This is a genomic window from Shimia sp. NS0008-38b, from assembly GCF_040370365.1.
Taxonomy (GTDB): Bacteria; Pseudomonadota; Alphaproteobacteria; order Rhodobacterales; family Rhodobacteraceae; genus Shimia.
Window position 1 is genome coordinate 1,131,201 of record NZ_BAABWQ010000001.1, and the last position, 20,811, is coordinate 1,152,011.

At 57.0% G+C, this 20,811-nt stretch carries 16 protein-coding genes; 5 read left to right on the plus strand and 11 right to left on the minus strand.

Going from position 1 to position 20,811, the window contains the following annotated elements:
• Window position 1: 1 nt before the first annotated feature.
• The 11 genes from ABWV47_RS05510 to ABWV47_RS05560 all read right to left on the minus strand — a co-directional run bounded on the left by ABWV47_RS05510 (window position 2) and on the right by ABWV47_RS05560 (window position 14,876).
• A complete protein-coding gene (locus ABWV47_RS05510; protein WP_353309233.1) occupies window positions 2-2,884 on the minus strand; it encodes a monovalent cation/H+ antiporter subunit A in 2,883 nt (960 codons plus the stop codon).
• Window positions 2,885-3,012: 128 nt separating this feature from the next.
• A complete protein-coding gene (locus ABWV47_RS05515; protein ID WP_353309235.1) occupies window positions 3,013-4,938 on the minus strand; it encodes a multiheme c-type cytochrome in 1,926 nt (641 codons plus the stop codon).
• A gap of 12 nt (window positions 4,939-4,950) precedes the next feature.
• Window positions 4,951-6,237, minus strand: a complete 1,287-nt coding sequence (locus ABWV47_RS05520; RefSeq protein WP_353309237.1) for a hypothetical protein — start codon at window positions 6,235-6,237, stop codon at window positions 4,951-4,953.
• A complete protein-coding gene (locus ABWV47_RS05525; RefSeq protein ID WP_353309240.1) occupies window positions 6,234-7,790 on the minus strand; it encodes a VWA domain-containing protein in 1,557 nt (518 codons plus the stop codon). Before ABWV47_RS05525 ends, ABWV47_RS05520 begins: the two co-directional genes overlap by 4 nt.
• On the minus strand, window positions 7,787-8,770 hold the full coding sequence (locus ABWV47_RS05530) for a VWA domain-containing protein (protein ID WP_353309243.1): 984 nt from the start codon (window positions 8,768-8,770) through the stop codon (window positions 7,787-7,789). The genes ABWV47_RS05525 and ABWV47_RS05530 overlap by 4 nt, the downstream gene beginning before the upstream one ends.
• Window positions 8,763-9,269, minus strand: coding sequence for a DUF4381 domain-containing protein (locus ABWV47_RS05535; protein ID WP_353309246.1), 507 nt, complete (start codon window positions 9,267-9,269; stop codon window positions 8,763-8,765). Before ABWV47_RS05535 ends, ABWV47_RS05530 begins: the two co-directional genes overlap by 8 nt.
• Window positions 9,266-10,246, minus strand: a complete 981-nt coding sequence (locus tag ABWV47_RS05540) for a DUF58 domain-containing protein (RefSeq protein WP_353309248.1) — start codon at window positions 10,244-10,246, stop codon at window positions 9,266-9,268. The genes ABWV47_RS05535 and ABWV47_RS05540 overlap by 4 nt, the downstream gene beginning before the upstream one ends.
• A 6-nt stretch (window positions 10,247-10,252) precedes the next feature.
• Entirely contained in the window at window positions 10,253-11,242 is a 990-nt protein-coding gene (locus ABWV47_RS05545) for an AAA family ATPase (RefSeq protein WP_353309250.1), read from the minus strand.
• Window positions 11,239-12,234, minus strand: coding sequence for an HAD family hydrolase (locus ABWV47_RS05550; protein ID WP_353309251.1), 996 nt, complete (start codon window positions 12,232-12,234; stop codon window positions 11,239-11,241). Before ABWV47_RS05550 ends, ABWV47_RS05545 begins: the two co-directional genes overlap by 4 nt.
• A 93-nt stretch (window positions 12,235-12,327) precedes the next feature.
• Window positions 12,328-13,839: an arylsulfatase gene (locus tag ABWV47_RS05555; protein ID WP_353309603.1), complete on the minus strand. Its 1,512-nt coding sequence runs from the start codon at window positions 13,837-13,839 to the stop codon at window positions 12,328-12,330.
• Window positions 13,840-14,087: 248 nt separating this feature from the next.
• A complete protein-coding gene (locus ABWV47_RS05560) occupies window positions 14,088-14,876 on the minus strand; it encodes a 23S rRNA (adenine(2030)-N(6))-methyltransferase RlmJ (RefSeq protein ID WP_353309253.1) in 789 nt (262 codons plus the stop codon).
• 252 nt (window positions 14,877-15,128) lie between these two features.
• Between ABWV47_RS05560 and ABWV47_RS05565 the strand changes: the two genes are divergently transcribed.
• From ABWV47_RS05565 to rodA, 5 genes are all read left to right on the plus strand, one after another.
• On the plus strand, window positions 15,129-16,169 hold the full coding sequence (locus ABWV47_RS05565; protein WP_353309255.1) for a rod shape-determining protein: 1,041 nt from the start codon (window positions 15,129-15,131) through the stop codon (window positions 16,167-16,169).
• An 82-nt stretch (window positions 16,170-16,251) separates the two neighbouring features.
• Window positions 16,252-17,145: a rod shape-determining protein MreC gene (mreC, locus tag ABWV47_RS05570; protein WP_353309258.1), complete on the plus strand. Its 894-nt coding sequence runs from the start codon at window positions 16,252-16,254 to the stop codon at window positions 17,143-17,145.
• Window positions 17,138-17,671 carry a rod shape-determining protein MreD gene (locus ABWV47_RS05575; protein ID WP_353309261.1) on the plus strand — a complete coding sequence of 178 codons (534 nt, stop codon included), beginning with the start codon at window positions 17,138-17,140 and terminating at the stop codon, window positions 17,669-17,671. Before mreC ends, ABWV47_RS05575 begins: the two co-directional genes overlap by 8 nt.
• Window positions 17,671-19,611, plus strand: a complete 1,941-nt coding sequence (mrdA, locus tag ABWV47_RS05580; RefSeq protein WP_353309263.1) for a penicillin-binding protein 2 — start codon at window positions 17,671-17,673, stop codon at window positions 19,609-19,611. The genes ABWV47_RS05575 and mrdA overlap by 1 nt, the downstream gene beginning before the upstream one ends.
• A 7-nt stretch (window positions 19,612-19,618) precedes the next feature.
• Entirely contained in the window at window positions 19,619-20,758 is a 1,140-nt protein-coding gene (gene rodA / locus ABWV47_RS05585; protein ID WP_353309265.1) for a rod shape-determining protein RodA, read from the plus strand.
• Window positions 20,759-20,811: the final 53 nt, after the last annotated feature.

Sequence of the window (20,811 nt, forward strand, 5' to 3'; positions counted from 1 at the left end):
GTCACTGACCCTCCGTCTGCGGCTGGCCAGCCGCATCATCATTTTCCTCTGCTTCAGCAGACGGATCATAGTCCATTGGTTCCACATTCACCGTTTCACCGGCAAAGCGCGCAATCCGTGACAGGCTGTAAAGCATCAACATCACGGCCCCCAACACGGCGAGGAAAACCCCAAGATCAAAAACGATCGCGGTGGCCCATTCAAATTCTTCGATAGGCGGGAAATGCAAATATCCGTACGCGCTGGTCAAAAACGGCTTGCCCGCCAGCCAAGCGCCCACCCCCGTTAGCCCAGCAATCAAAACACCCCACCCAATCATCGTGTGATATTCCATTCGCTGACGCATCTGGGTCCAAGCAAACCCTGAAGCCATATACTGCATCAAAAACGCAATCGAGATCACAAGCCCGGCGACAAATCCACCACCCGGTTGATTGTGACCTCGAAGGAAGATGTACACCCCAACGAGCATCGCAATTGGCAACATGGCGCGAGTGACAACAACCATCATCAATGGGTGGCGATCCCGTGACCGATCTGGCGAAAACGCGCGATCACGCAGCCGTTTCGCCGCCGGTCCGCGCAGCAACGCATCCATAAGCGCGTAGATCGTGAGACCTGCAATCCCGAGCACGATGATCTCGCCGTAGGTGTCATAGCCTCGGAAATCCACAAGGATCACGTTCACCACATTGGTGCCGCCCCCGCCTTTGTAGGAATTGGCCAAATGATACGCCGATATCGTGTCCACATCTCGCGTTAGGAACGCCATAGCAAGCGCAGCCACTGCCACACCTCCAGCCACGGCAATAGCGCCATCTCGCCACCGTTTGCCTGCACTGCTCTCCACGGGTGTCTCTTTGGGCAAAAAGTACAGCGCCAACAACAGCAGCAAGATTGTGACAGTCTCCACCGAAATCTGCGTCAGCGCGAGGTCAGGCGCGGACAGGTAGACAAACCCACCAGAGATCATCAATCCAATGATTGAGAGATAAATCAATGATCTGAAACGTCTATGATGCTGGCTCACGACCAGCCATGTGGCTGCCAAGACCCCGAACCATCCGATCCAAACAATGGGCGGTACGGGCAACATCTCGCGTGTGGCTGGTGCCGCACCACCTGTGGCATATGCATGGTAACCAATCACCACAGTGAAACTTACAAACACCGCCAGATAGCGGCTCATCACCCCGTTGTGCGTGCCTGCTATAAGCCAACGTGCACTGCTAACGGAGGCCTGCATGATTGCATCAAAAATCGCCTTCGCTTCAGGGCGGGGCATGCGGTCCCAGATACGTGCCAAACCGCCATGCAGGTACAACAAGAATATTCCGACAACAAAGGCCAGCGCCGACATGTAAAGCGCAGTGTTAAATCCGTGCCAGATTTTCAGATAAGGCTTCGTTTCAGCGCCCGTCACCGCACTGGCAGCCACTTTTACCAAGGGCTCAGCCAAATGTGGCATCAACCCGATCACCACCACCAATATGGTCAGCAAAGCCGGAGACGCATACAGCCCAAAGGGGGGATCATGTGGTGTCGCCGGATAGTCATCGCGCACCTTGCCCCCAAAGACGTGGAACACGAACCGAAACGAGTAGGCCACTGAGAAACATGCGCCCAAAGTGGCCAACACAGGCACAATCCACGGATTGTGATACCAGGTTGTGTGCAACGTTTCTTCGAGCATCATCTCTTTTGAGATAAAACCGTTGAGCGGGATTAGCCCAGCCATCGACAAAGCGGTGATCGCGCCAATCGTTGCGGTGATGGGCATCAGTTTGGCCAAGCCACCCAATCGTTTGATGTCGCGCGTGTGGGTCTCATGGTCGATGATCCCTGCCGTCATAAACAACGCCGCTTTGAAGGTCAGGTGGTTGATGATGTGAAACATCGCAGCAATCGCCGCAGCTTTGGTTCCAAAGCCCAACAACATGGTCAAAAGACCCAAATGGCTCACCGTAGAGAAGGCCAGAAGTGCTTTGAGATCGTCTTTGAACAACGCAATAACGGCACCTAACACCATGGTAATCAAACCAGTGGTCGCCACGATATAGAACCATGCGTCGGTGCCCGCCAAAGCAGGCCACATCCGCGCCATCAGGAACACGCCCGCCTTCACCATCGTCGCGCTGTGCAGATAGGCTGACACAGGGGTGGGCGCAGCCATCGCGTGGGGCAACCAGAAATGAAAAGGGAACTGTGCTGACTTGGTGAACGCGCCAAGCAGGATTAGGATCAGCGCCGGCAAATACCACTCGCTCGCCTTGATGACATCGCCCTGCGCCAGAATGTCGGTCAGGTTATAGCTGCCGACAATATTGCCAAGGATCAGCATCCCGCCAATCATCGCAAGCCCGCCCGCGCCAGTGACAGTCAATGCCATTCGCGCACCCTGACGCCCTTCCGGCAGGTGCTTCCAATAACCAATCAACAAAAAGGACGACAGGCTAGTCAGCTCCCAAAAAATCAACAGAAGCAATATGTTGTCGGACAAAACGATCCCGAGCATCGCGCCCTGAAACAGCAGAAGATAGGTGTAGAATTGCCCCATCGGGTCATCTGACGACAGGTAAAACCGCGCGTACAAGGTGATAAGCAGCCCCACGCCGAGGATCATCCCCGCAAACAACAAGCCCAACCCATCCAAAAAGAAACTGGCGGACAGCCCCAACTGCGGCAACCACTCAATGGTTGTGGTCAGCACCTCTCCGCGCATCACTGCCGGGGCTTGTATCAGCAACAAGAGCAACGCCAGTAACGTTGGAACAGCCGTGAACGTCGCACAGGCATTGCGTCCAGCTCGTATCATCACTCCGGGCACCAACGCGCCCAAGAACGGTAAAATGGCGATGAATGCCAAAATACTGCCGTCGGTCATGCGTGCCCTCCTATTCGCTAGTCAAATGTGATAATCATCTCAGGGGCCCAAAACAACCTGCTCACCTCCGAAGAATGCAGGAAAACCGCAGGATTAGCCACCAATGCGCGCTGATGACGCACCGTCTGCTAGAGCTGCTGGGCCAACTGCTGCAATCCTGGGTCCTCCGGGTTGAACCGCAGAGCTCTGTCCAGCTGGCGTTTGGCTTGGGCGCGCCCATGTGTCTCCGCGGTCAGGCGGACCAACGATGACCATGCTTGTACATTCTGTGGATTGATCCGAACCGCCTCTGTCAGAGCCCCAATGGCGGATGGCAAGTTGCCCGCAACCATGGCATAGCCTGCCACCTGCAAATGGGCCTCGGCAAAATCCATCTGATTGCGCACCATCGCGCCAAATTCCCTGTAGGCCTGCGCCACATAAGGACGCAAATTTTCCGGCATCCGACTGGCCGGCTGTCCCATCAACGCCCGGGCGGCCGCCAGCCTCACTGTGCGCCGCTCATCGTTCAAGCCTTTGATTAAATAGGGGGCTGAGGCCACGATTGCGCGTTCTCGCAGCGCATCTAAGGCCCCGACCCGCACCTGGGGATCAGGATCATCCAAAAACGCACCAAGCTCCGTCAATTCCAGCGTCGTCGCGCCCGCTCCCAAAAGCCACAACGCTGTGGCCCGCACCAAACCTGCCTGATCAATGTCCTGTGCAAGCGCCATCAACTCCGGTGCAGCGGCGCGCCCGTCACGTCGACCTTCTGCCAAAACTGCCCCATAGTGCGGTTCGTTCCAGCGCCCATCAGGGTACCATGCTGCAACCTGATCCGCCGCCCATTTGGCACTTTGATCTGTATGACAGCGCGAACAGGCATCTGGCGTTCCCAACTGGGCGGACACATCTGGCCGTGGCACTCGGAAATTGTGATCGCGCCGCCAATCGATACCCATGTAAACCTGATCCGTCATATGACAGCTCACACATTGCGCGCCATCGCTGCCCTCGGCGTGGTGTGTGTGATCCACCGTGTCGTAGTCTGCCAGCTGCAAACTGGGAAACTCTGGATTCCCGGCCTGTGAATGGCACTGTGTACACACCGCATTGCCTTCGGCCACAACCTCGCCTGTATGTGGCGCGTGACAGTTGGCACATGTCACACCCACTTGGTGCATTTTGGACTGCACAAAAGAGCCATAGACGAACACTTCATCCTGAATCTGCCCGTCGGGGTGATACAATCCAGGCCGCAACATCGACAGGTTGTACGCATCCGCAAACGCCGTGCCCGGCAGCGGATTGCCATTGCCAAAAGCTTCACGTCTGGAATGACACCCTGCACATTGCTCCATCGCCTTATCAGGCTCACCCATCTGCGCCGAGAACCCCCAATCGTCCAGTGCGACGGCGTAGCGCCCGGGAGCAGTGCCGCTCACGATAGCCAAATGCGCCTCACCGGGGCCGTGGCAGGCCTCACATCCCACCCCGATCTCTGCCTGTTTTGACGCATACCGACGTCGCTGAAAATCATAGTTTTTTTCAAACCCGGTGGCGTGGCACTCCGCGCAGCGTGCATTCCAATTTTTATAAGACCCGCTCCAATGAAAGGCATCTTCGGGTGGCAATTCCTGATCCGGATAAAGGTGATACCACTGACGAGCCTCCACATCCCAAACCACATCGAAACTCTGCATCCGGCCTTTGCCTGTTTCCAGGATCAGGTGTTGCAAAGGGTGCGTGCCCCCCACGGAATGCACCTCGTAGCGCTGTGTGATACCGCCCTCGGTGGCAAGAACAACCCGCTTGCCGTCCTCTATGAGGAACTGCACGCGCATGTCGTCCTGCTCGAACTCTTCGCCTTCAAAAGCCCCCAGCAAGAGAGTGTCACCGGGTAGCCGCCAAGCCTGCGCGTGATGTGATTGTTGCCATGCCTGTGTCTCATCTACATGACATTGCGCACATTGCACTGAGCCGACATAGGCGGGCGCGTCGCGCTCTTCGTCCTGTGCCTCAACAGGCGCTGCCAACATCCCTGCCGCCAGCAGACCAAAAACATATCGCATCATAGTGGGAATCTTTCAGCCTTCACGTGCCGCATCGGGATTCAAAACCGCCAATGCCTTAGGGTTCGTTGCACGACGATACCTCAGCTTGCGCCTCAGTCCACGTACTTCTTGCGTCAGAGTGCGCCACGCGCCACTTCCATCCGCCACAGCAGTAAGTCCAAACTGCGCTTGACCAAGGATCAAAAAGGCAGCTTCAACCGCCGCCTCGGCATCTGGGGCACGCCTATCACAGCGCCTGCGCCAAATATCAAACGCCCGCTGACTGGCTGACAAATCCTGCGCGCGAAGAGCCGACTTCAGAGCCTTCCACGCAAAGGCTTCACTCTCACGCCATGCCAAGCGCCGCGCCGCAATGACCCCAGCGATTGGCTTCGCAAAAATCCAGCACGCAAACAAAACGATGGCAAAGCCCAACACCACTATGCCTGCGCGCCTCGCAAACGCGCGCGCCCCACGATCGCCACCTCCTGACACAGCCAAAGGTGCGGAGGCTTTCACCTCCACCGCCGGCACACTGGCCACCTCCACCTCCTTGGTGCTCAAGTTGTACCAGCTCAGCGTGATCTCTGGCAGCGCACCATCTGCGGCCCCTTCGGCGACATAGACAGTAGTTTCCGTCCGCACTCCCGAGATCACACCTCTGTTTTCTGTTTCCTCAACATTGGCGGTCTCAGGATACGCCCGTAGCCCTTCCAGTGCGGCCTCTGGCAACAGAGACGGCAAAAACATCGGTGTCACACCATCGATCTGCGCAGTGACACTGCGCGAGAAACTGTCCCCCGCCTTAAGCTCCGTTGTTGGACCGTCCACCGTCTGTGTCAGTTTTAAGCTTTCAGCAGCCACAAAAGGATCAAGCCCTTCAGCGCCATCAGGCACCACAGCGTTCAAACGAAACTCTGGCACTGGCAAAGTGGTTTCCAAAACACCGTCGCCTTGAGGAGATTGATAGCGCACCGTCACGCTGCTTTCTGGCAGCACAAAGTCACCCGGCACCAAAGGCGTGATTTGGTAGCGCCGAGAAATCCCCGCCCATGTTTGCCCGCCAATTGATTTGCTGGTTGGCGTGCTGGCCTTTGACGGAAGACGCACCAACATATTGGGGCTTTCAAAATCCGGCCAAATAGGGGGGTCGGGCATAAACGTGGGCACCAAAACCGTCAACCGCAACGTCAACGGCTGCCCCGGCACGGTCTCTGTTTCCTCAAACTGCACATCTATTGTAGGCACATCACTGCCCTGCGCCAAAGCGGCACTCCACACAGGCAGACACAGTGCCAAGAAAACGAGAACCACTCTCATTGTCTGGCCTCCTGCGCCGCTTCAAGCCGGAAACGTTGGCGTAGAAAATCCGCCGTACGTGTGTCCACAGTGCGCATCCATTGGTCTGTTGAAAGATGCTGCGCCACTTCATCTTGAGAGGCTTGAACTTGCGTGTCCTCTCCTTTGCCGCTTTCATTGTCAAACACCACATCATCCGCGCCAATGCCGGTGTCTTCGCCCGTATCGGATTGTTCCTGTGTGGTTTCAACATAGGTGACGATTTGTCTGGCAATCGGCAAATTTTGCTGCGCCCCGACATGATCCGGGTCAATCTCAAGCGCCCTCTCAAAGGCGCGTACTCCATCGCGATATCCCCGCGACTTCAAATGCGCCATGCCTTGCAAAAACGCCGCCTCAGCGGTGTCCAGCCCCGCCATCTCCGTAGCGGCGGTCTCATAAGCCCCCCCACGATAAAGCGCCAAGCCGCGAAGATATGGATCGGCAAACCGCCCTGCTGCCAAGTCATAGTCCTTGCGTTCAAACGCCAACCAACCCTGTTGATCTGGTGTCAAAAACCAATCGCGCCAGCCCTCCGCATGCGCGGCACCGGGCTGGACCAACCAAGCGAGAAACACAACCTGCGCTGCCCAACGCACCGCCATGCCGCGGCGAAACCAAAACAACATCAGTAATAGCGCGGGCCAAACAAACCACGATCCACGGTCCTCCCATGGCTGGGTTTCGTCCGCCAATCGCGCGCGCTGATAGGCCGACGCCAACGAACGCTCTACCGCCGCGACATCACGCCCATCTGCTGTGACTTGCTGCGTCACGCTGCCCTGCGGGCCTTTGGGCAGCGGCGTGCCATCTGGCAAAAGGTATAAGAAACTCAATGAGGCCAAAGCCCGCTCCGTCTCTGGGTTTACTGCGGACCATGTCGCCTCAAGTGCCGCGACATCTGCGGCGCTTAACGCATCAAGCAAGAACACCACGCCCCCCGCGCTGGCTTCGCGCTGCATTAACATGTCCGCAACCGCCAGCCCTTTGGCGACATCACGCCCCTCAACCGGCATCACATCCGCTGTCAGCCCCTCAAGGTAAGGCTGCATAACACCCGGGTCTTCGCTCATTGGCACAACCACATGAGCACTTCCCGCATAGGCCACAAGCGCCGTGCGTGCTCCCGCGCGCAACGCCAGCAAGTCCAGAGCTTTCTGCTTTGCACGCGCCAAACGGCTCGGAGCCACATCTGTGCCCTCCATCGATGGTGTCACCTGCATCAGCAGCACCAAAGGCGCGGTTTGCGCAGCAAACGGAGCGGGCGCGCGCGTCCATGCGGGACCCGCGGCTCCACCAATGATCAGAATCAGAGTAAACGATATGATATCAATTGGTTGCACGCGCGCCTTTGTGGTTCCTGACACGGTAAGAGCCGCAACCAAATGTGGCGCTATCCAGCCTAGCTGCGCCGCTTTGGCGCGTGTTCTTCCCCGCAGCCCCCACCAAATCGTGGCGACCGGCAGCGCCACAAGCCAGACCCAAGGCCGCAAAAAATGGAAGGCATCAAGGTAGGCAAGTGCGGCAGCATTCATATCGCAGACCTCCGCCGCGCGCCCAGCCAGAAAACGCCGAGCAACAGCACGCCAACTGCAACCGCCAGCAACAGCGCAAGATGTCCCAAAGGCTCGCGCTGCCGCCAGCGCAACGTGTCCTGCGCACGTGGGGTTTGCGCGTCAATCTGCTGATATATCGCATCCAATGCCTGCGCATCAGCGGCAAAAAAACCTTCTCCGCCAGTGCGGGCGGCCAGCGCACTCAGCGCATCCATATCCAAACGATCTTCCCCACTGGCCTTGGGATCCCCCACCCCAATCGCAAACAGAGTCACACCTTTGTCGCGCGCAATCTCAGCGGCGTTGATTGGGCTCATCCGGCTGGCCGTGTCATTGCCATCGGACAAAAGGATCAACAGCCGCTCGTCAATGTCACTGGCTTCAAACGTGTGGATTGCCAGTCCAATCGCATCGCCCAGCGCTGTGTGCGGGCCAGCCATGCCCACCTCAGTCTGCTGCAAAAGCGCTTCGACCGTATCCAGATCTTCGGTCAGCGGCGCCTGCACGTAGGCTTGTGATCCAAATACAATCAGCGCCACCCGATCACCTTCACGGCTCTCGAGAAAAGCCGAGACCACATCTTGCACCGCCGCAAACCGTTGCTGCGCTTTGCCATCCGGCCCCGGGAAATCCACCTTGTCCATGGACCCCGAAATATCAATCGCCAAGATCACATCTCGCGACGCCTTGCTGATCTCCTTTGGTGGACCAAGCCGCACCGGTTCTGCCAAGGCCAAAAGCAGCAGCGCCCAGATCGCTGCGCCCGCAACAAGCGCCATCCGCCTGTGCGCCACCACAGCTGCACCATCACGCACCGCCACGCCGGACGCCTGCGCAAGTGCTGCAAAAAACGGCAACCGCACGGCATCCTCACGCTGCCGGTAGGCAGGTAACCCAAAACGCACCAACAATGGCAAAGGCAACAACACGAAGATCCAAGGGTGCGTCAGTTCAATCATCACCGCCCCCTGCCGCTGTTTGATCGTGATGTTGGATCCATTCCCGCGCCACCGATATCAGCGCAGCATCACCGGACTGCGGATTTGGCACAAACGCGACGTTGGACAGCACACGCCCCGCCCCTTGCCGAAACACCTCTCCACCGCCGGTCTCATCCAGAAACCGCAACCACGCTTGCCCGCTCAATCCCGCCACCCGCTTCCGACCGTACACGGTCAGCGCAACACGTTTTAGAATTGTAGAAATCTCTACCGCGTCCGTCCCTGCGGCATCCAATGCCCGCAAGGCCTCTCGACGATAGGCGTTGGCCTGATAACGCCGCCATACGCGCCACGCCTGCCACATCAGCACCAGACCAAAACACCCTGCCAAAACCGCCCATCCCGCGGTCTGCGGCATCATCGACACCGGCGCGGGCTCAGGCACCTCGACCAACAGATTGAGCAAACCAACAAGACTGTCAGCCTCAAGCGCATTTGTCGGAGGCGTGTCGCTCATCGTTGCGCCCCGCCCAATAACCGCACCACCTGAGGCAAGGTTTCCTCCGCCGTGCTCAGCGGCAGCACCGACAAGCGCATCCGGGTTTGCCATGACTTGATCTGCTCGATGCGATGCGTGGCAACAGACAGCACACCTGTGCGCACCATCGCCTCCCCGATGTCCAACTCAGCTTGTTTGTTGCCATCAGTCCCAACCACAGTGCCCTGCTCTGGAAGCTGCGTCGACGTGGGGTCAGAAACCACGCCCAAAACCACGTCATTGTGCTGGGCAATTGCGCCAAGATGAAACTGTGTTGCCTCATCGGCTGCATCAAAATCGCTCAGCACAATCACCAAATGATCTCGCCGCGCCAATCGGGCCACCGCGGTTAGAACATCGTTTAACGCCATCGGCGCCACGGTCGGCGCGGTTGCCGACAGCCGCTGATTGCCCGCCACAACGGCAGACAAAAACCGTGTCAAAGCCGCCTGCCCACGCTTGGGTCGCAGCTCTTCAATCTCCTGATCCCCAAAAACAATCCCGCCGATGCGGTCCCCTTGCGCGACCACCCTATGGGCCGCAATCGCTGCACATTCTGCCGCCGTTACCGATTTTGTATTGCGCACCGTGCCAAAAAACATCGACATGCGTTGATCCACCACGATCAGCGTAGGACGGTCACGCTCCTCGGTATACACCCGCACATACGGCGTACGCGCCCGTGCAGTGACTTTCCAATCAATCGAGCGGACATCATCACCGGGCAGATACCCCCGTAACTCTTCAAAATCGAGCCCACGCCCGCGAATGCGAGACCGGTGACGCCCCTGCAAAACCGACGTCGCGGGGTGACGTGACAGCAAAGAAATCGCCCGCGCCGCCGGCGCAAATCCACGCAAATGTGACAGCGTGATGTGTACGCGCGTGTCGGTTGGCGCCTGCGAAGAACGCTTCGGGGCAAGTCCCATACGCGATATGGCCGCACGGTGTTTCATGGCCGCTTAAGGCAGCGCCACGACAGACAGCACTTCAGCCACCACTTGATCTGCCGACACACCTGTGCCCTGCGCCTCATAGCTCAACGTCAGTCGATGGCGCAGCACATCCGGCGCAATTGCCTGCACGTCTTTCGGGTCAACATAGTCCCGCCCTTCCATCCACGCATGGGCCCGCGCGCAACGATCCAAGGCCAGTGAGCCGCGTGGGCTGGCTCCGATCTCAATCCATTTCGCCAAATCCGCGCTGAAGTCACTCGGCGTGCGTGTGGCCTGCACCAACGTGGCCATATATGTTTCCATCGCTTCGGCGCAATGCAACGTCGCGATCTCACGGCGCGCGTCAAACACCACCTGCTGAGCGATTGGATCGGCTTTCTCCGCTGCGCCGCTTTTGGCTTCATCGCCCAAGGCGGCCTGTTCTTCGCCGCGCACCAAACGGATCACCTCGACCTCATCTGCCAACGACGGATAATCGATCCGAACATGCATCAAGAATCGGTCCATCTGCGCCTCTGGCAGCGGGTATGTGCCCTCTTGTTCCACCGGATTTTGGGTGGCCAAGACCATAAACAGCGGGTCCATCTTATGTGTAGTGCCCGCCACCGTCACCTGACGTTCTTCCATTGCTTCTAGGAGAGCGGCTTGCACCTTAGCGGGGGCACGGTTGATTTCATCCGCCAGCACCACATTGGCAAAGATCGGACCGGGTTGAAACTTGAATTGCCCGCCATCCTCACTTTGAAAGTACATCTCAGTGCCGGTCACATCCGCAGGCAGCAAATCAGGCGTGAACTGAATCCGAGAGTACGCACACTCCAAGTTCTTCGCCAACGCCTTCACGGCGCGGGTTTTGGCCAATCCCGGCAACCCCTCGAGCAACAGATTGCCATTTGCCAGCACCCCAATGAGCAGCCGGTCGATCACAGCCTCTTGGCCGATGATCGACTTCCCCATGCGCGCCTTTAGGGTTTCGATCTGCTCAAGCGTGCTCATTGTTGGCTATCCCCGGTGAAAATCCGGTTCCAGTCGTCTTTCATGTCCACCAGAACCCAGCCGCGAATTTCTGCTTCATCCAAGCCGCGATTGAGCACGCCGATATGGCCCTCACGGTCATAGGCCCACTCCCGATCTGCATCGGTGTGGTGGATGTAAACACCCAACCGCGGCCCGTCGCCTGCAGTCGTGTATTCCAGCATCTCAAAATCCCCGTCAGAATTGCCAACGGCTATGATAGGGCGCTTGCCAATATGGTGGTTGATGGCCACCGGCTTGCCGCCTTTGTCGTCGTTGAAGAACAACGTTTCACCCTTCATGATCGTCGGCACACCATCGATCACCTCATAGGTCGACGTCAGCGAGGACCCAATGGTCTGCTCCGACGGGATACCATAGGCGTCCTCCGCAAAAACCCGCATAAAATCAATGCCCCCACCTGACACGATGTAGGTCTTAAAACCTTCGTCACGCAGATAGCTCAACAACTCGACCATTGGCTGGTAGGTCATCTGGTCAAATCCGTAGCCAGTGGTGGGGTGTTTTGCGTCCGCCACCCATGCCGCCACATCGGCGGAAAACGCTTCCAAACTCTGATTGGCATGCGACAACGCCAAAATTTCAATGAGCCCTTCTTTGCCACCTGCAAGAACGCCGTCCATGTCGCCCGCAGCCGCCGCTTTCAACGCGTCACTGGTCAGTTTGGAGGGGTCTTCTGCGCCAATTTTGGCCACACGGTCCAAAGCAAAAAACAGTTGGAAATATACGGGCTGTTCAGCCCAAAGTGTGCCGTCGTTGTCAAACACCGCGATACGATCCGCGGGTGTTACATACTCGGGCCCACCCACCTCAGATACTGCCTCGACAAAGGTGATAATCTTGCCTTTGGAAGCGCCCTGCCATGATGGCAACGGGTCAGCCAATCCAATGCCACCAATCCCTGTAAGGAGAAGCGCTGCACATGTTGTCTGAATGGATCTGAAATATGTCATTTGGTCACCTGAAACTTGTTTGGGAAACCTCCCAAACCGAAAAACGGCCCCCCGGCAGACATCCACCGGGAGGCTAAAGCGCTTATATGCGAGTTATTTCGAGCCGATTTGGCTGAAGATTTTGTCCTTCGCGTCGCCAATGGTGAAGCTACCTGGCTTCTGGCGTGGCGGGAACTCTTCAAACGTGGCAAGGAAATCAGACACATATGCGGCCGCTGGCAGCAACAGATACACGCGGTCCAAGTACCAATCCCAATATGTATTGGAGGTGATGTTGGAACGCTCATATGGGTCGCGACGCAGGTTGAACAACAGCGGAATACGCAGCTCTGTCCAAGGCTCAGCCCATGCCCGCAGGGTCTGTGGATAGCGGTGCTCAAGGAAGATTGCTTTCCAATCGTCATACCGCAGCGCCGTCAGATCACCATCATCAGAGAAGTAGAAGATCTCGTGACGTGGACCGGAGTCTTCTTCGCCTGTCAGGTAAGGCAAGAAGTTGTAGCCATCCAAGTGCACTTTGTACTCACGACCGATGGCCTGAACGCCACCTTCTTTGAGCTCTTCTTTGATGTTCGGATTGCCAGCAACCGCCACATATGTCGGCAGCCAATCCATGTGATGCATGATTTCGTTGCTGACAGAACCGGCTTCGATTTGACCGGGCCAACGCACCATGGACGGCACACGCCAGCCACCTTCCCAGTTGGTGTTCTTTTCCCCACGGAACGGAGTCATCGCTGCATCAGGCCAGCTGTTCATGTGCGGACCGTTGTCTGTGGAGTAATGCACGATGGTGTTGTCGGCGATGCCCAACTCGTCGAGCACATCCAACAGCTGACCAACATGAATGTCATGCTCAATCATACCAGCGGTGTATTCGTCTACGTGTTTGCCGGCGATCTCATCCGCCTTCGCACGCATCTCATCTTTCACATGTGTGCGGAAGTGCATCCGCGTGCCGCTCCACCAAACGTAAAATGGCTGCCCTTGATCATTGGAACGTTTGATGAAATCGATGGCTGCTGCGACGGTTTCTTCGTCAACAGTTTCCATGCGCTTCTTCGTCAAAGGACCAGTGTCTTCAATGGTACCATCGGCAGAGGACTTGATCACACCGCGCGGACCAAACCGCTCCCGGAACGCCGGATCGGTTGGATAGTCTTCGTTTTCTGGCTCTTCTTCTGCATTGAGGTGATACAGATTGCCAAAGAACTCATCAAACCCATGGTTGGTTGGCAGCATTTCATCGCGGTCACCAAGGTGGTTCTTACCGAACTGCCCCGTGACGTAGCCCTCAGCCTTCAGAAGACCAGCAATTGTCGGATCTTCGACCTGCATACCTTCTTGGGCACCCGGCATGCCAACTTTGGACAATCCTGTTCGAAAAACCGATTGCCCCATGATGTAGCTTGAACGACCGGCAGTACAGGATTGCTCACCATAGTAGTCGGTGAAAATCATACCCTCGTTGGCGACCCGGTCGATGTTGGGAGTGCGGTATCCCATCAGCCCCATGGTGTAGGCTGAAATGTTAGATTGCCCAACATCATCACCCCAAATGACGAGGATGTTAGGTTTGTCTTGTGCGAGTAGCCCGGAGGCCATCGTGGTCAAGACTACGGCCGCCGCCGAAAATGTCCTGACTGTCTTGAGAGGCGTGAAAACCATTGCGTCAAACTCCCTGATAAAAATGCCTCTATTTCAATCAGCGTGTTAAAATTTACAGATCGAAAAAAAGTTGAGGCAACGCTTATAGCGTTTAACGACATGCCCCACTCTGTCAAACAAAATGACGAGAAACCTACGCCGAATACGCTAAGTATCGGGAAAACCATACCAAAGTCGCAGACCCATCACCCAATGCGCAAAGCCTCAAATTTCTGATCTAACCTTTTGGCCTCGTCATCCAGACCATAGGGAGCGTTGATCACAAACATGCCAGACCCAACCATCCGGTGTCCTTGGCGCGCCGGGGGAAATCTAACTTCATGGTGCAATGTCTTGGGGAAGTTTTTGCCTTTAAGCGCAATGACCATGTCGTCCTGCGGTCCATCAACCAAAATCGGATACCAAAGCGCAATGACGCCCACGTTCCACTTTCGATGGACGTCAGCAATCCAATTAGGCAAATTTTTGTAGTCCGACTTGATCTCGTAACTAGGATCAATCAGCAAGATGCCGCGCTTTGGTGTGGGTGGGCAAATCCCCATCACGGTCTCAAATCCATCGCGCACATGTACCTTTGCGCCGCTGCCCTGCATGGCGTTTTTCAAGGCGGATGATTCCTGCGGATGCAACTCACACAACTGCAGGCTGTCCTCCGGGCGCGTCAAGGCCGCCGCCAAAGCTGGAGACCCAGGATAAGCGGCAGCACCGTGTACCGCGCGCACCCCTGCCAAAGCCCTCATGTATGGATGCTCTTTGGCAAACCAGTCCTCAGCACGGCCGATCCCGGCCGCAGCCTCTTGGGTTTTTAAGGCCGCTGCATCATTCAATTGATACACGCCGCGCCCGGCATGAGTCTCCAAGTAGCTTAAAGGTTTGGGTTTTTTTCCCATATAGTCCAACATCACCGCCAAAAGCGCGTGTTTCTGAACATCGGCCAAATTGCCGGCGTGGTAGATATGTTGATAAGACAGCATGTCGCCTTCCTACCCGAGCGCGCAAGCAATGCCCAGACAACGTTCGGCTCCAAGGTCGCCGGATTTTCAAGCATTTGTCTGCAATGGGCGTGTCATCGACCTTTTTTCCTGCATATGAATACCATATATCGAGGCGGAATGTCGCCTTTCGACCACAGCGGGTCTTTCACAACAGGCTTTGTCTTCCTATAAGAAGGTCGCCCGCGCTCGACAGAGTCGCGGGCTTTGGGAATTTCTGGGGAACGATATCATATGCTGGGAAATTTGGCTGGCCTGTTTACATCTGACATGGCCATCGACCTTGGGACCGCGAACACGCTGGTCTACGTAAAAGGTAAAGGTGTTATTCTCAGCGAACCATCTGTGGTGGCCTATCATGTCAAAGATGGCGTGAAAAAAGTGCTCGCAGTTGGGGAAGATGCGAAGCTTATGCTGGGGCGTACGCCTGGCAGCATTGAGGCAATCCGGCCGATGCGTGACGGTGTGATTGCTGACTTTGACACCGCCGAAGAGATGATCAAACATTTCATTCGCAAAGTGCACAAGCGGTCCACGTTCTCCAAGCCAAAGATCATCGTCTGCGTGCCACACGGCGCGACACCGGTGGAAAAACGCGCGATCCGACAATCGGTTCTCTCTGCTGGTGCACGTCGCGCCGGTTTGATTGCTGAACCTATTGCCGCGGCCATTGGCGCTGGGATGCCAATCACTGACCCAACTGGCAACATGGTTGTGGACATTGGCGGCGGCACCACTGAGGTCGCGGTTCTCTCGTTGGGCGACATTGTCTATGCGCGCTCTGTGCGTGTCGGTGGTGACCGTATGGACGAAGCCATCATCAACTATTTGCGCCGCCAGCAAAACTTGCTGGTTGGTGAGGCCACAGCCGAGCGCATCAAAACCTCTATCGGCACGGCGCGCATGCCCGACGATGGCCGCGGTGCATCCATGCAAATTCGTGGTCGTGATCTGCTGAACGGCGTCCCAAAGGAAACTGAGATTTCCCAAGCACAAGTTGCGGAAGCGTTGGCCGAACCGGTGCAGCAGATCTGCGAAGCTGTGATGACCGCTTTGGAAGCCACCCCCCCAGACTTGGCCGCAGACATCGTGGACCGTGGCGTGATGCTTACCGGTGGTGGCGCGCTCCTCGGCGACCTTGATTTGGCTTTGCGCGAACAGACCGGCCTTGCCGTATCTATCGCCGATGAAAGCCTGAACTGCGTGGCGATGGGCACGGGCAAGGCGCTTGAGTATGAAAAACAACTCCGCCACGCGATCGACTACGACAGCTAAAACCACCCCCGCGCATCGCCAGTTTGGAAACAGACTGCTGGCGGTGTAAACTGGGCCAAATCACGTCAGATCCGGAGGCACTTTGGCCAGAGACCGAAATCAGGGCGATGAATTCTCTGCCCCGCTTCGGCGGCTGTTTCTCGGCGTCTTGCTTCTTGTACTCCTCGGCGTTTTCCTCGTCTGGCGCATCGACAGTCCGCGTGTCGAGCGCTTCCGAGCCCAGATCACCGACGCTGTGGTGCCAAACTTTGATTGGGCCATGGCGCCTGTCACCGGCGCAGTGAACCTCCTGCGTGACTTCCAAAGCTATCAACGCATCGTGGATCAAAACCGCGAATTGCGTCGCGAATTGCAACAAATGAAAGCTTGGAAAGAGGCCGCCAGCCAGCTCGGTGAAGAAAACGCCCGCTTGCTTGATCTTAACAATGTGCGTCTGGACCCACAGCTGACCTATGTTACAGGCGTGGTTCTGGCTGACAGTGGCTCCCCTTTTCGGCAATCGGTTCTGCTGAATATTGGCGCGCGCGATGGCATCATCGATGGCTGGGCCGCAATGGACGGTATCGGCCTTGTTGGGCGCATTTCAGGGGTCGGGAAATCCTCCTCTCGCGTGATGTTGCTCACAGACAGCTCCAGCCGCATCCCTGCACGCATTCAGGGGTCAGGCCAAACCGCCCTTATCGTGGGGGACAACACCGTTGCTCCACATGTGGATTTTGTCGAAACCCCGGATCTTGTGCGCCCCGGGGATCGCGTGGTCACCTCTGGTGATGGCGGTGTGTTTCCCGGCGGCCTTCTGATAGGGCAAGTCGCCACAGACCCGGCTGGCCGCCTGCGGGTGCGACTGGCTGCCGATTATGAGCGCCTAGAGTTCCTACGCGTGCTGCGTCACCACGGACAGGAAAGCCTTGAAAGCCCCGGTTCTTTGGTGGCCCCTCTCAGCCCTGACAGCTTTGTGGACAACGGCGATGGCTGAAGCGGCGCTGTCCAACAAATGGCTGATGCGCGTCGTGTTTGCAGTGCTGTGTCTGATTTTGATATTCTCACAGCTCTTGCCGCTGGAAACCACACCTCGGCGCTGGGCGGGACCAGACTTTATGGTGGTGCTGGCCTTGGCTTGGGCGGTGCGCCAACCAGATTATACCCCCGCTTTGCTTGTGGCAGCGATGTTCTTGTTGGCAGACTTTCTTTTGCAGCGGCCACCGGGATTGGGCGCGGCCATCATGGTCGCAGCCTGCGAAGCCCAACATCGTCGCTCTTATCGCCTGCGCGACGCCACTTTTGCTTCAGAATGGTTCAACGCAACTGTGGTGCTGGTATTGATCACACTCGGATACCGGCTGGTCGCCGCAATTTTTCTGTTGCCCTTGCCATCTTTGGGGCTGATGCTGATGCAGATGATGATGAATGTGGCACTTTATCCCGCAGTTGTGTTTCTCTCACATGTGCTGTTTGGCATCCGCCGTGCGACAGTGCATGAAGCCACCATGGGGGCAAACTGATGCGCAAGACCCCGACCGAAATGGCCGAAGTCCACAATCGTCTGTCGCGACGATCACTCCTGCTCGGCGGCACCATGCTGACCTTTATGGCGGGCCTCGGCTTTCGCATGCGCCATTTGCAGTTGGATCAAGCGGACCAATATCGCTTACTGGCAGAAGAAAATCGCATCAACATTCGCCTGATCCCCCCCGCGCGCGGTGAAGTGTTTGACCGCAATGGCGTGGTTTTGGCGCGAAACGAGCCTTCTTATCGCGTCACGCTGGTGCCAGAGGACGCAGGCGATGTTGACAAGGTCATCGAAAAGTTGGCCACGCTGATTGAACTGGACCCCAATGAATTGGACCGCGCGGTCACCGAAATGAAACGCTCGCCACCGTTTTTGCCGGTCACCATCGCAGATCGTATCAGCTGGGATGAATTGTCGCGCATTGCGGTGAACACCCCGGCCCTGCCCGGCATCACACCAGAGGTGGGCCTGTCACGCTATTACCCGCTGCGTGGGGATCTCGCCCATGTTCTGGGCTACGTTGGCCCCGTGTCTGACTATGACCTGTCCAAGATCGACAACCCTGACCAATTGCTGCGGATTCCGCGATTTCAGATCGGCAAAGTGGGGCTTGAAGGCCGCATGGAGGATGAACTGCGCGGGGTTGCGGGCACCAAACGCGTCGAAGTCAATGCCGTAGGCCGTGTCATGCGGGAACTGGATCGGCGTGAAGGCGAGCAAGGGGATGATGTCCAACTGACCATCGACCAGCAATTGCAATCCTACACACAAGCCCGCCTGAACAACGAAAGTGCGGCGGCCGTGGTGATGGATTGCCAAACCGGTGATTTGCTGGCGATTGCGTCCGCCCCAAGCTTTGACCCAAACCTGTTTGTCGAGGGCATCTCGGTGGCGAAATACTCGGCACTGACCAACAATGAATACCGCCCCTTGGCGGCCAAATCCGTGCAGGGCACCTACCCACCCGGCTCAACCTTCAAAATGATCACAGCCCTTGCCGCTCTGGAAGCAGGTGTTGTGGGATATGAAGACACGGTCTATTGCCCCGGTCACATGACAGTCTCAAACCGCCGGTTCCACTGCTGGAAACGTGGCGGGCACGGTCATATGAACCTCAGCCAAGCGCTGCGCGAAAGCTGCGATGTGTATTTCTACGATCTTGCCCTTCAGGTTGGCATCGACAAAATCTCAGAGGTCGCCGGAAAGCTGGGGCTGGGTCATAAATTTGACCTCCCCTTATCCGGGGTGGCGCGCGGTCTGAACCCATCACGTGATTGGAAATCCACTGTACGCGGTGCAGATTGGGTGATTGGAGACACCGCCAATGCCTCAATTGGTCAGGGATTTGTGCTGGCCTCCCCTTTGCAACTGGCGGTGATGACCGCACGTTTGGCCTCTGGGCGCGCGCTCGAGCCTCGGCTGGTAAAATCCATAAACGGTGTTGATCAGGCCCCTCCTCCCGCCGAAGCGCTTGATTTGTCTACCACCCATTTGGGGGAAGTCCGGCGCGGGATGTACGCTGTGTCCAACCATCGACGCGGCACCGCCTATAGCAAACGGATCATCGAAGACCGCTTCCGGATGGCCGGGAAAACCGGCACATCACAGGTGCGCAACATCACTGCCGCCGAACGTGCCCGCGGCGTGACCCGAAACGAAGACCTGCCATGGGAGCGCAGAGATCACGGCTTGTTTGTGAACTACGCCCCCTTTGACAATCCTAAAATTGCGGTTGCGGTGATCGTGGAACATGGCGGCGGCTCCAAAGCAGCCACCCCCATTGGCCGAGATATCACTCTGCAGGCTCTTTACGGTGGCACCCCGCCCCTGACAGCCTATCCCACAAAAGACCGCGACCAGATCAAGATCCAGCAGGACGAGCTAGAAAAACTCATACCAGGGCGTGAAATCACACGCCGCAACCGGGCGTGATACAGCCATGAGTTATCTTGAATATAACGTCAAACATGTGCCCACCGGCCTGCGCAAAGTGTTCTATCTGAACTGGCCCATTCTGCTGTTGGTCTCTGCTGTGGCCGGTGTGGGCTTTCTGATGCTGTATTCGGTGGCGGGCGGATCGTTTTCACCCTGGGCTGAGCCACAGATGAAACGCTATGCACTTGGCCTGTTTGTCATGGTCTTTGTGGCCATGGTGCCGATCTGGTTCTGGCGATCGGTGTCTGGGTTTGCTTACCTCGTGAGCCTTCTGCTGTTGGTGCTGGTGGAGGTCATGGGCAGCATCGGTATGGGCGCACAACGCTGGATCGACCTTGGCTTCATGCGCTTGCAGCCCTCTGAGTTGATGAAAATCACCTTGGTGATGTGCCTTGCAGCCTACTATGACTGGCTACCAACCCATAAAACCTCCAAGCCGCAATGGGTGCTGGTGCCTGTGTTGTTGATCTTGATCCCCACCGCCATGGTCTTGCGACAACCGGATCTCGGCACGTCAATTCTGCTGCTGACGGGCGGCGCCATTGTGATGTTTCTGGCCGGGGTTCACTGGGGGTATTTTGCCGCTGTGATCAGCATGGTTGTGGGGCTTGTCGTCGCCGTGTTTCAATCGCGCGGCACCACATGGCAGCTTCTGAAAGACTATCAGTACCGCCGCATCGACACCTTCATTGATCCGTCCTCTGATCCGCTTGGCGCGGGCTATCACATCACCCAATCCAAAATTGCGCTGGGCTCTGGCGGCTGGACCGGACGTGGGTTCATGCAAGGCACACAAAGCCGGCTGAATTTTTTGCCCGAAAAACACACAGACTTCATCTTCACCACATTGGCCGAAGAGTTTGGCTATATTGGCGCGGTTTCGCTACTGGCGCTTTATGCGCTGATTGTGGTGTTTTGTGTCGCCTCAGCAATGGCCAACCGGGACCGCTATTCGGCCCTGCTGACGCTGGGCATCGCCGGGGCGTTTTTCCTATTCTTTGCGGTGAATATGTCGATGGTCATGGGGTTGGCACCGGTGGTTGGCGTGCCTCTGCCTTTGGTCAGCTATGGAGGATCTGCGATGTTGGTTCTGATGGCCGGCTTTGGTTTGGTTCAAAGCGCACATGTGCATCGCCCGCGGTAAAACATCCCGAGGGGCTCCCGCACAGCACAGACGCCCTGCCGGGCGCCAGAGCC

Excerpts from the sequence above, each read along its gene's own strand:
- ABWV47_RS05510 (WP_353309233.1), bottom strand. The coding sequence starts at position 2,884 with ATGACCGACGGCAGTATTTTGGCATTCATCGCCATTTTACCGTTCTTG.
- ABWV47_RS05515 (WP_353309235.1), bottom strand. The coding sequence starts at position 4,938 with ATGATGCGATATGTTTTTGGTCTGCTGGCGGCAGGGATGTTGGCAGCG.
- ABWV47_RS05520 (WP_353309237.1), bottom strand. The coding sequence starts at position 6,237 with ATGAGAGTGGTTCTCGTTTTCTTGGCACTGTGTCTGCCTGTGTGGAGT.
- ABWV47_RS05525 (WP_353309240.1), bottom strand. The coding sequence starts at position 7,790 with ATGAATGCTGCCGCACTTGCCTACCTTGATGCCTTCCATTTTTTGCGG.
- ABWV47_RS05530 (WP_353309243.1), bottom strand. The coding sequence starts at position 8,770 with ATGATTGAACTGACGCACCCTTGGATCTTCGTGTTGTTGCCTTTGCCA.
- ABWV47_RS05535 (WP_353309246.1), bottom strand. The coding sequence starts at position 9,269 with ATGAGCGACACGCCTCCGACAAATGCGCTTGAGGCTGACAGTCTTGTT.
- ABWV47_RS05540 (WP_353309248.1), bottom strand. The coding sequence starts at position 10,246 with ATGAAACACCGTGCGGCCATATCGCGTATGGGACTTGCCCCGAAGCGT.
- ABWV47_RS05545 (WP_353309250.1), bottom strand. The coding sequence starts at position 11,242 with ATGAGCACGCTTGAGCAGATCGAAACCCTAAAGGCGCGCATGGGGAAG.
- ABWV47_RS05550 (WP_353309251.1), bottom strand. The coding sequence starts at position 12,234 with ATGACATATTTCAGATCCATTCAGACAACATGTGCAGCGCTTCTCCTT.
- ABWV47_RS05555 (WP_353309603.1), bottom strand. The coding sequence starts at position 13,839 with ATGGCCTCCGGGCTACTCGCACAAGACAAACCTAACATCCTCGTCATT.
- ABWV47_RS05560 (WP_353309253.1), bottom strand. The coding sequence starts at position 14,876 with ATGCTGTCTTATCAACATATCTACCACGCCGGCAATTTGGCCGATGTT.
- ABWV47_RS05565 (WP_353309255.1), top strand. The coding sequence starts at position 15,129 with ATGCTGGGAAATTTGGCTGGCCTGTTTACATCTGACATGGCCATCGAC.
- ABWV47_RS05575 (WP_353309261.1), top strand. The coding sequence starts at position 17,138 with ATGGCTGAAGCGGCGCTGTCCAACAAATGGCTGATGCGCGTCGTGTTT.
- mrdA (WP_353309263.1), top strand. The coding sequence starts at position 17,671 with ATGCGCAAGACCCCGACCGAAATGGCCGAAGTCCACAATCGTCTGTCG.
- rodA (WP_353309265.1), top strand. The coding sequence starts at position 19,619 with ATGAGTTATCTTGAATATAACGTCAAACATGTGCCCACCGGCCTGCGC.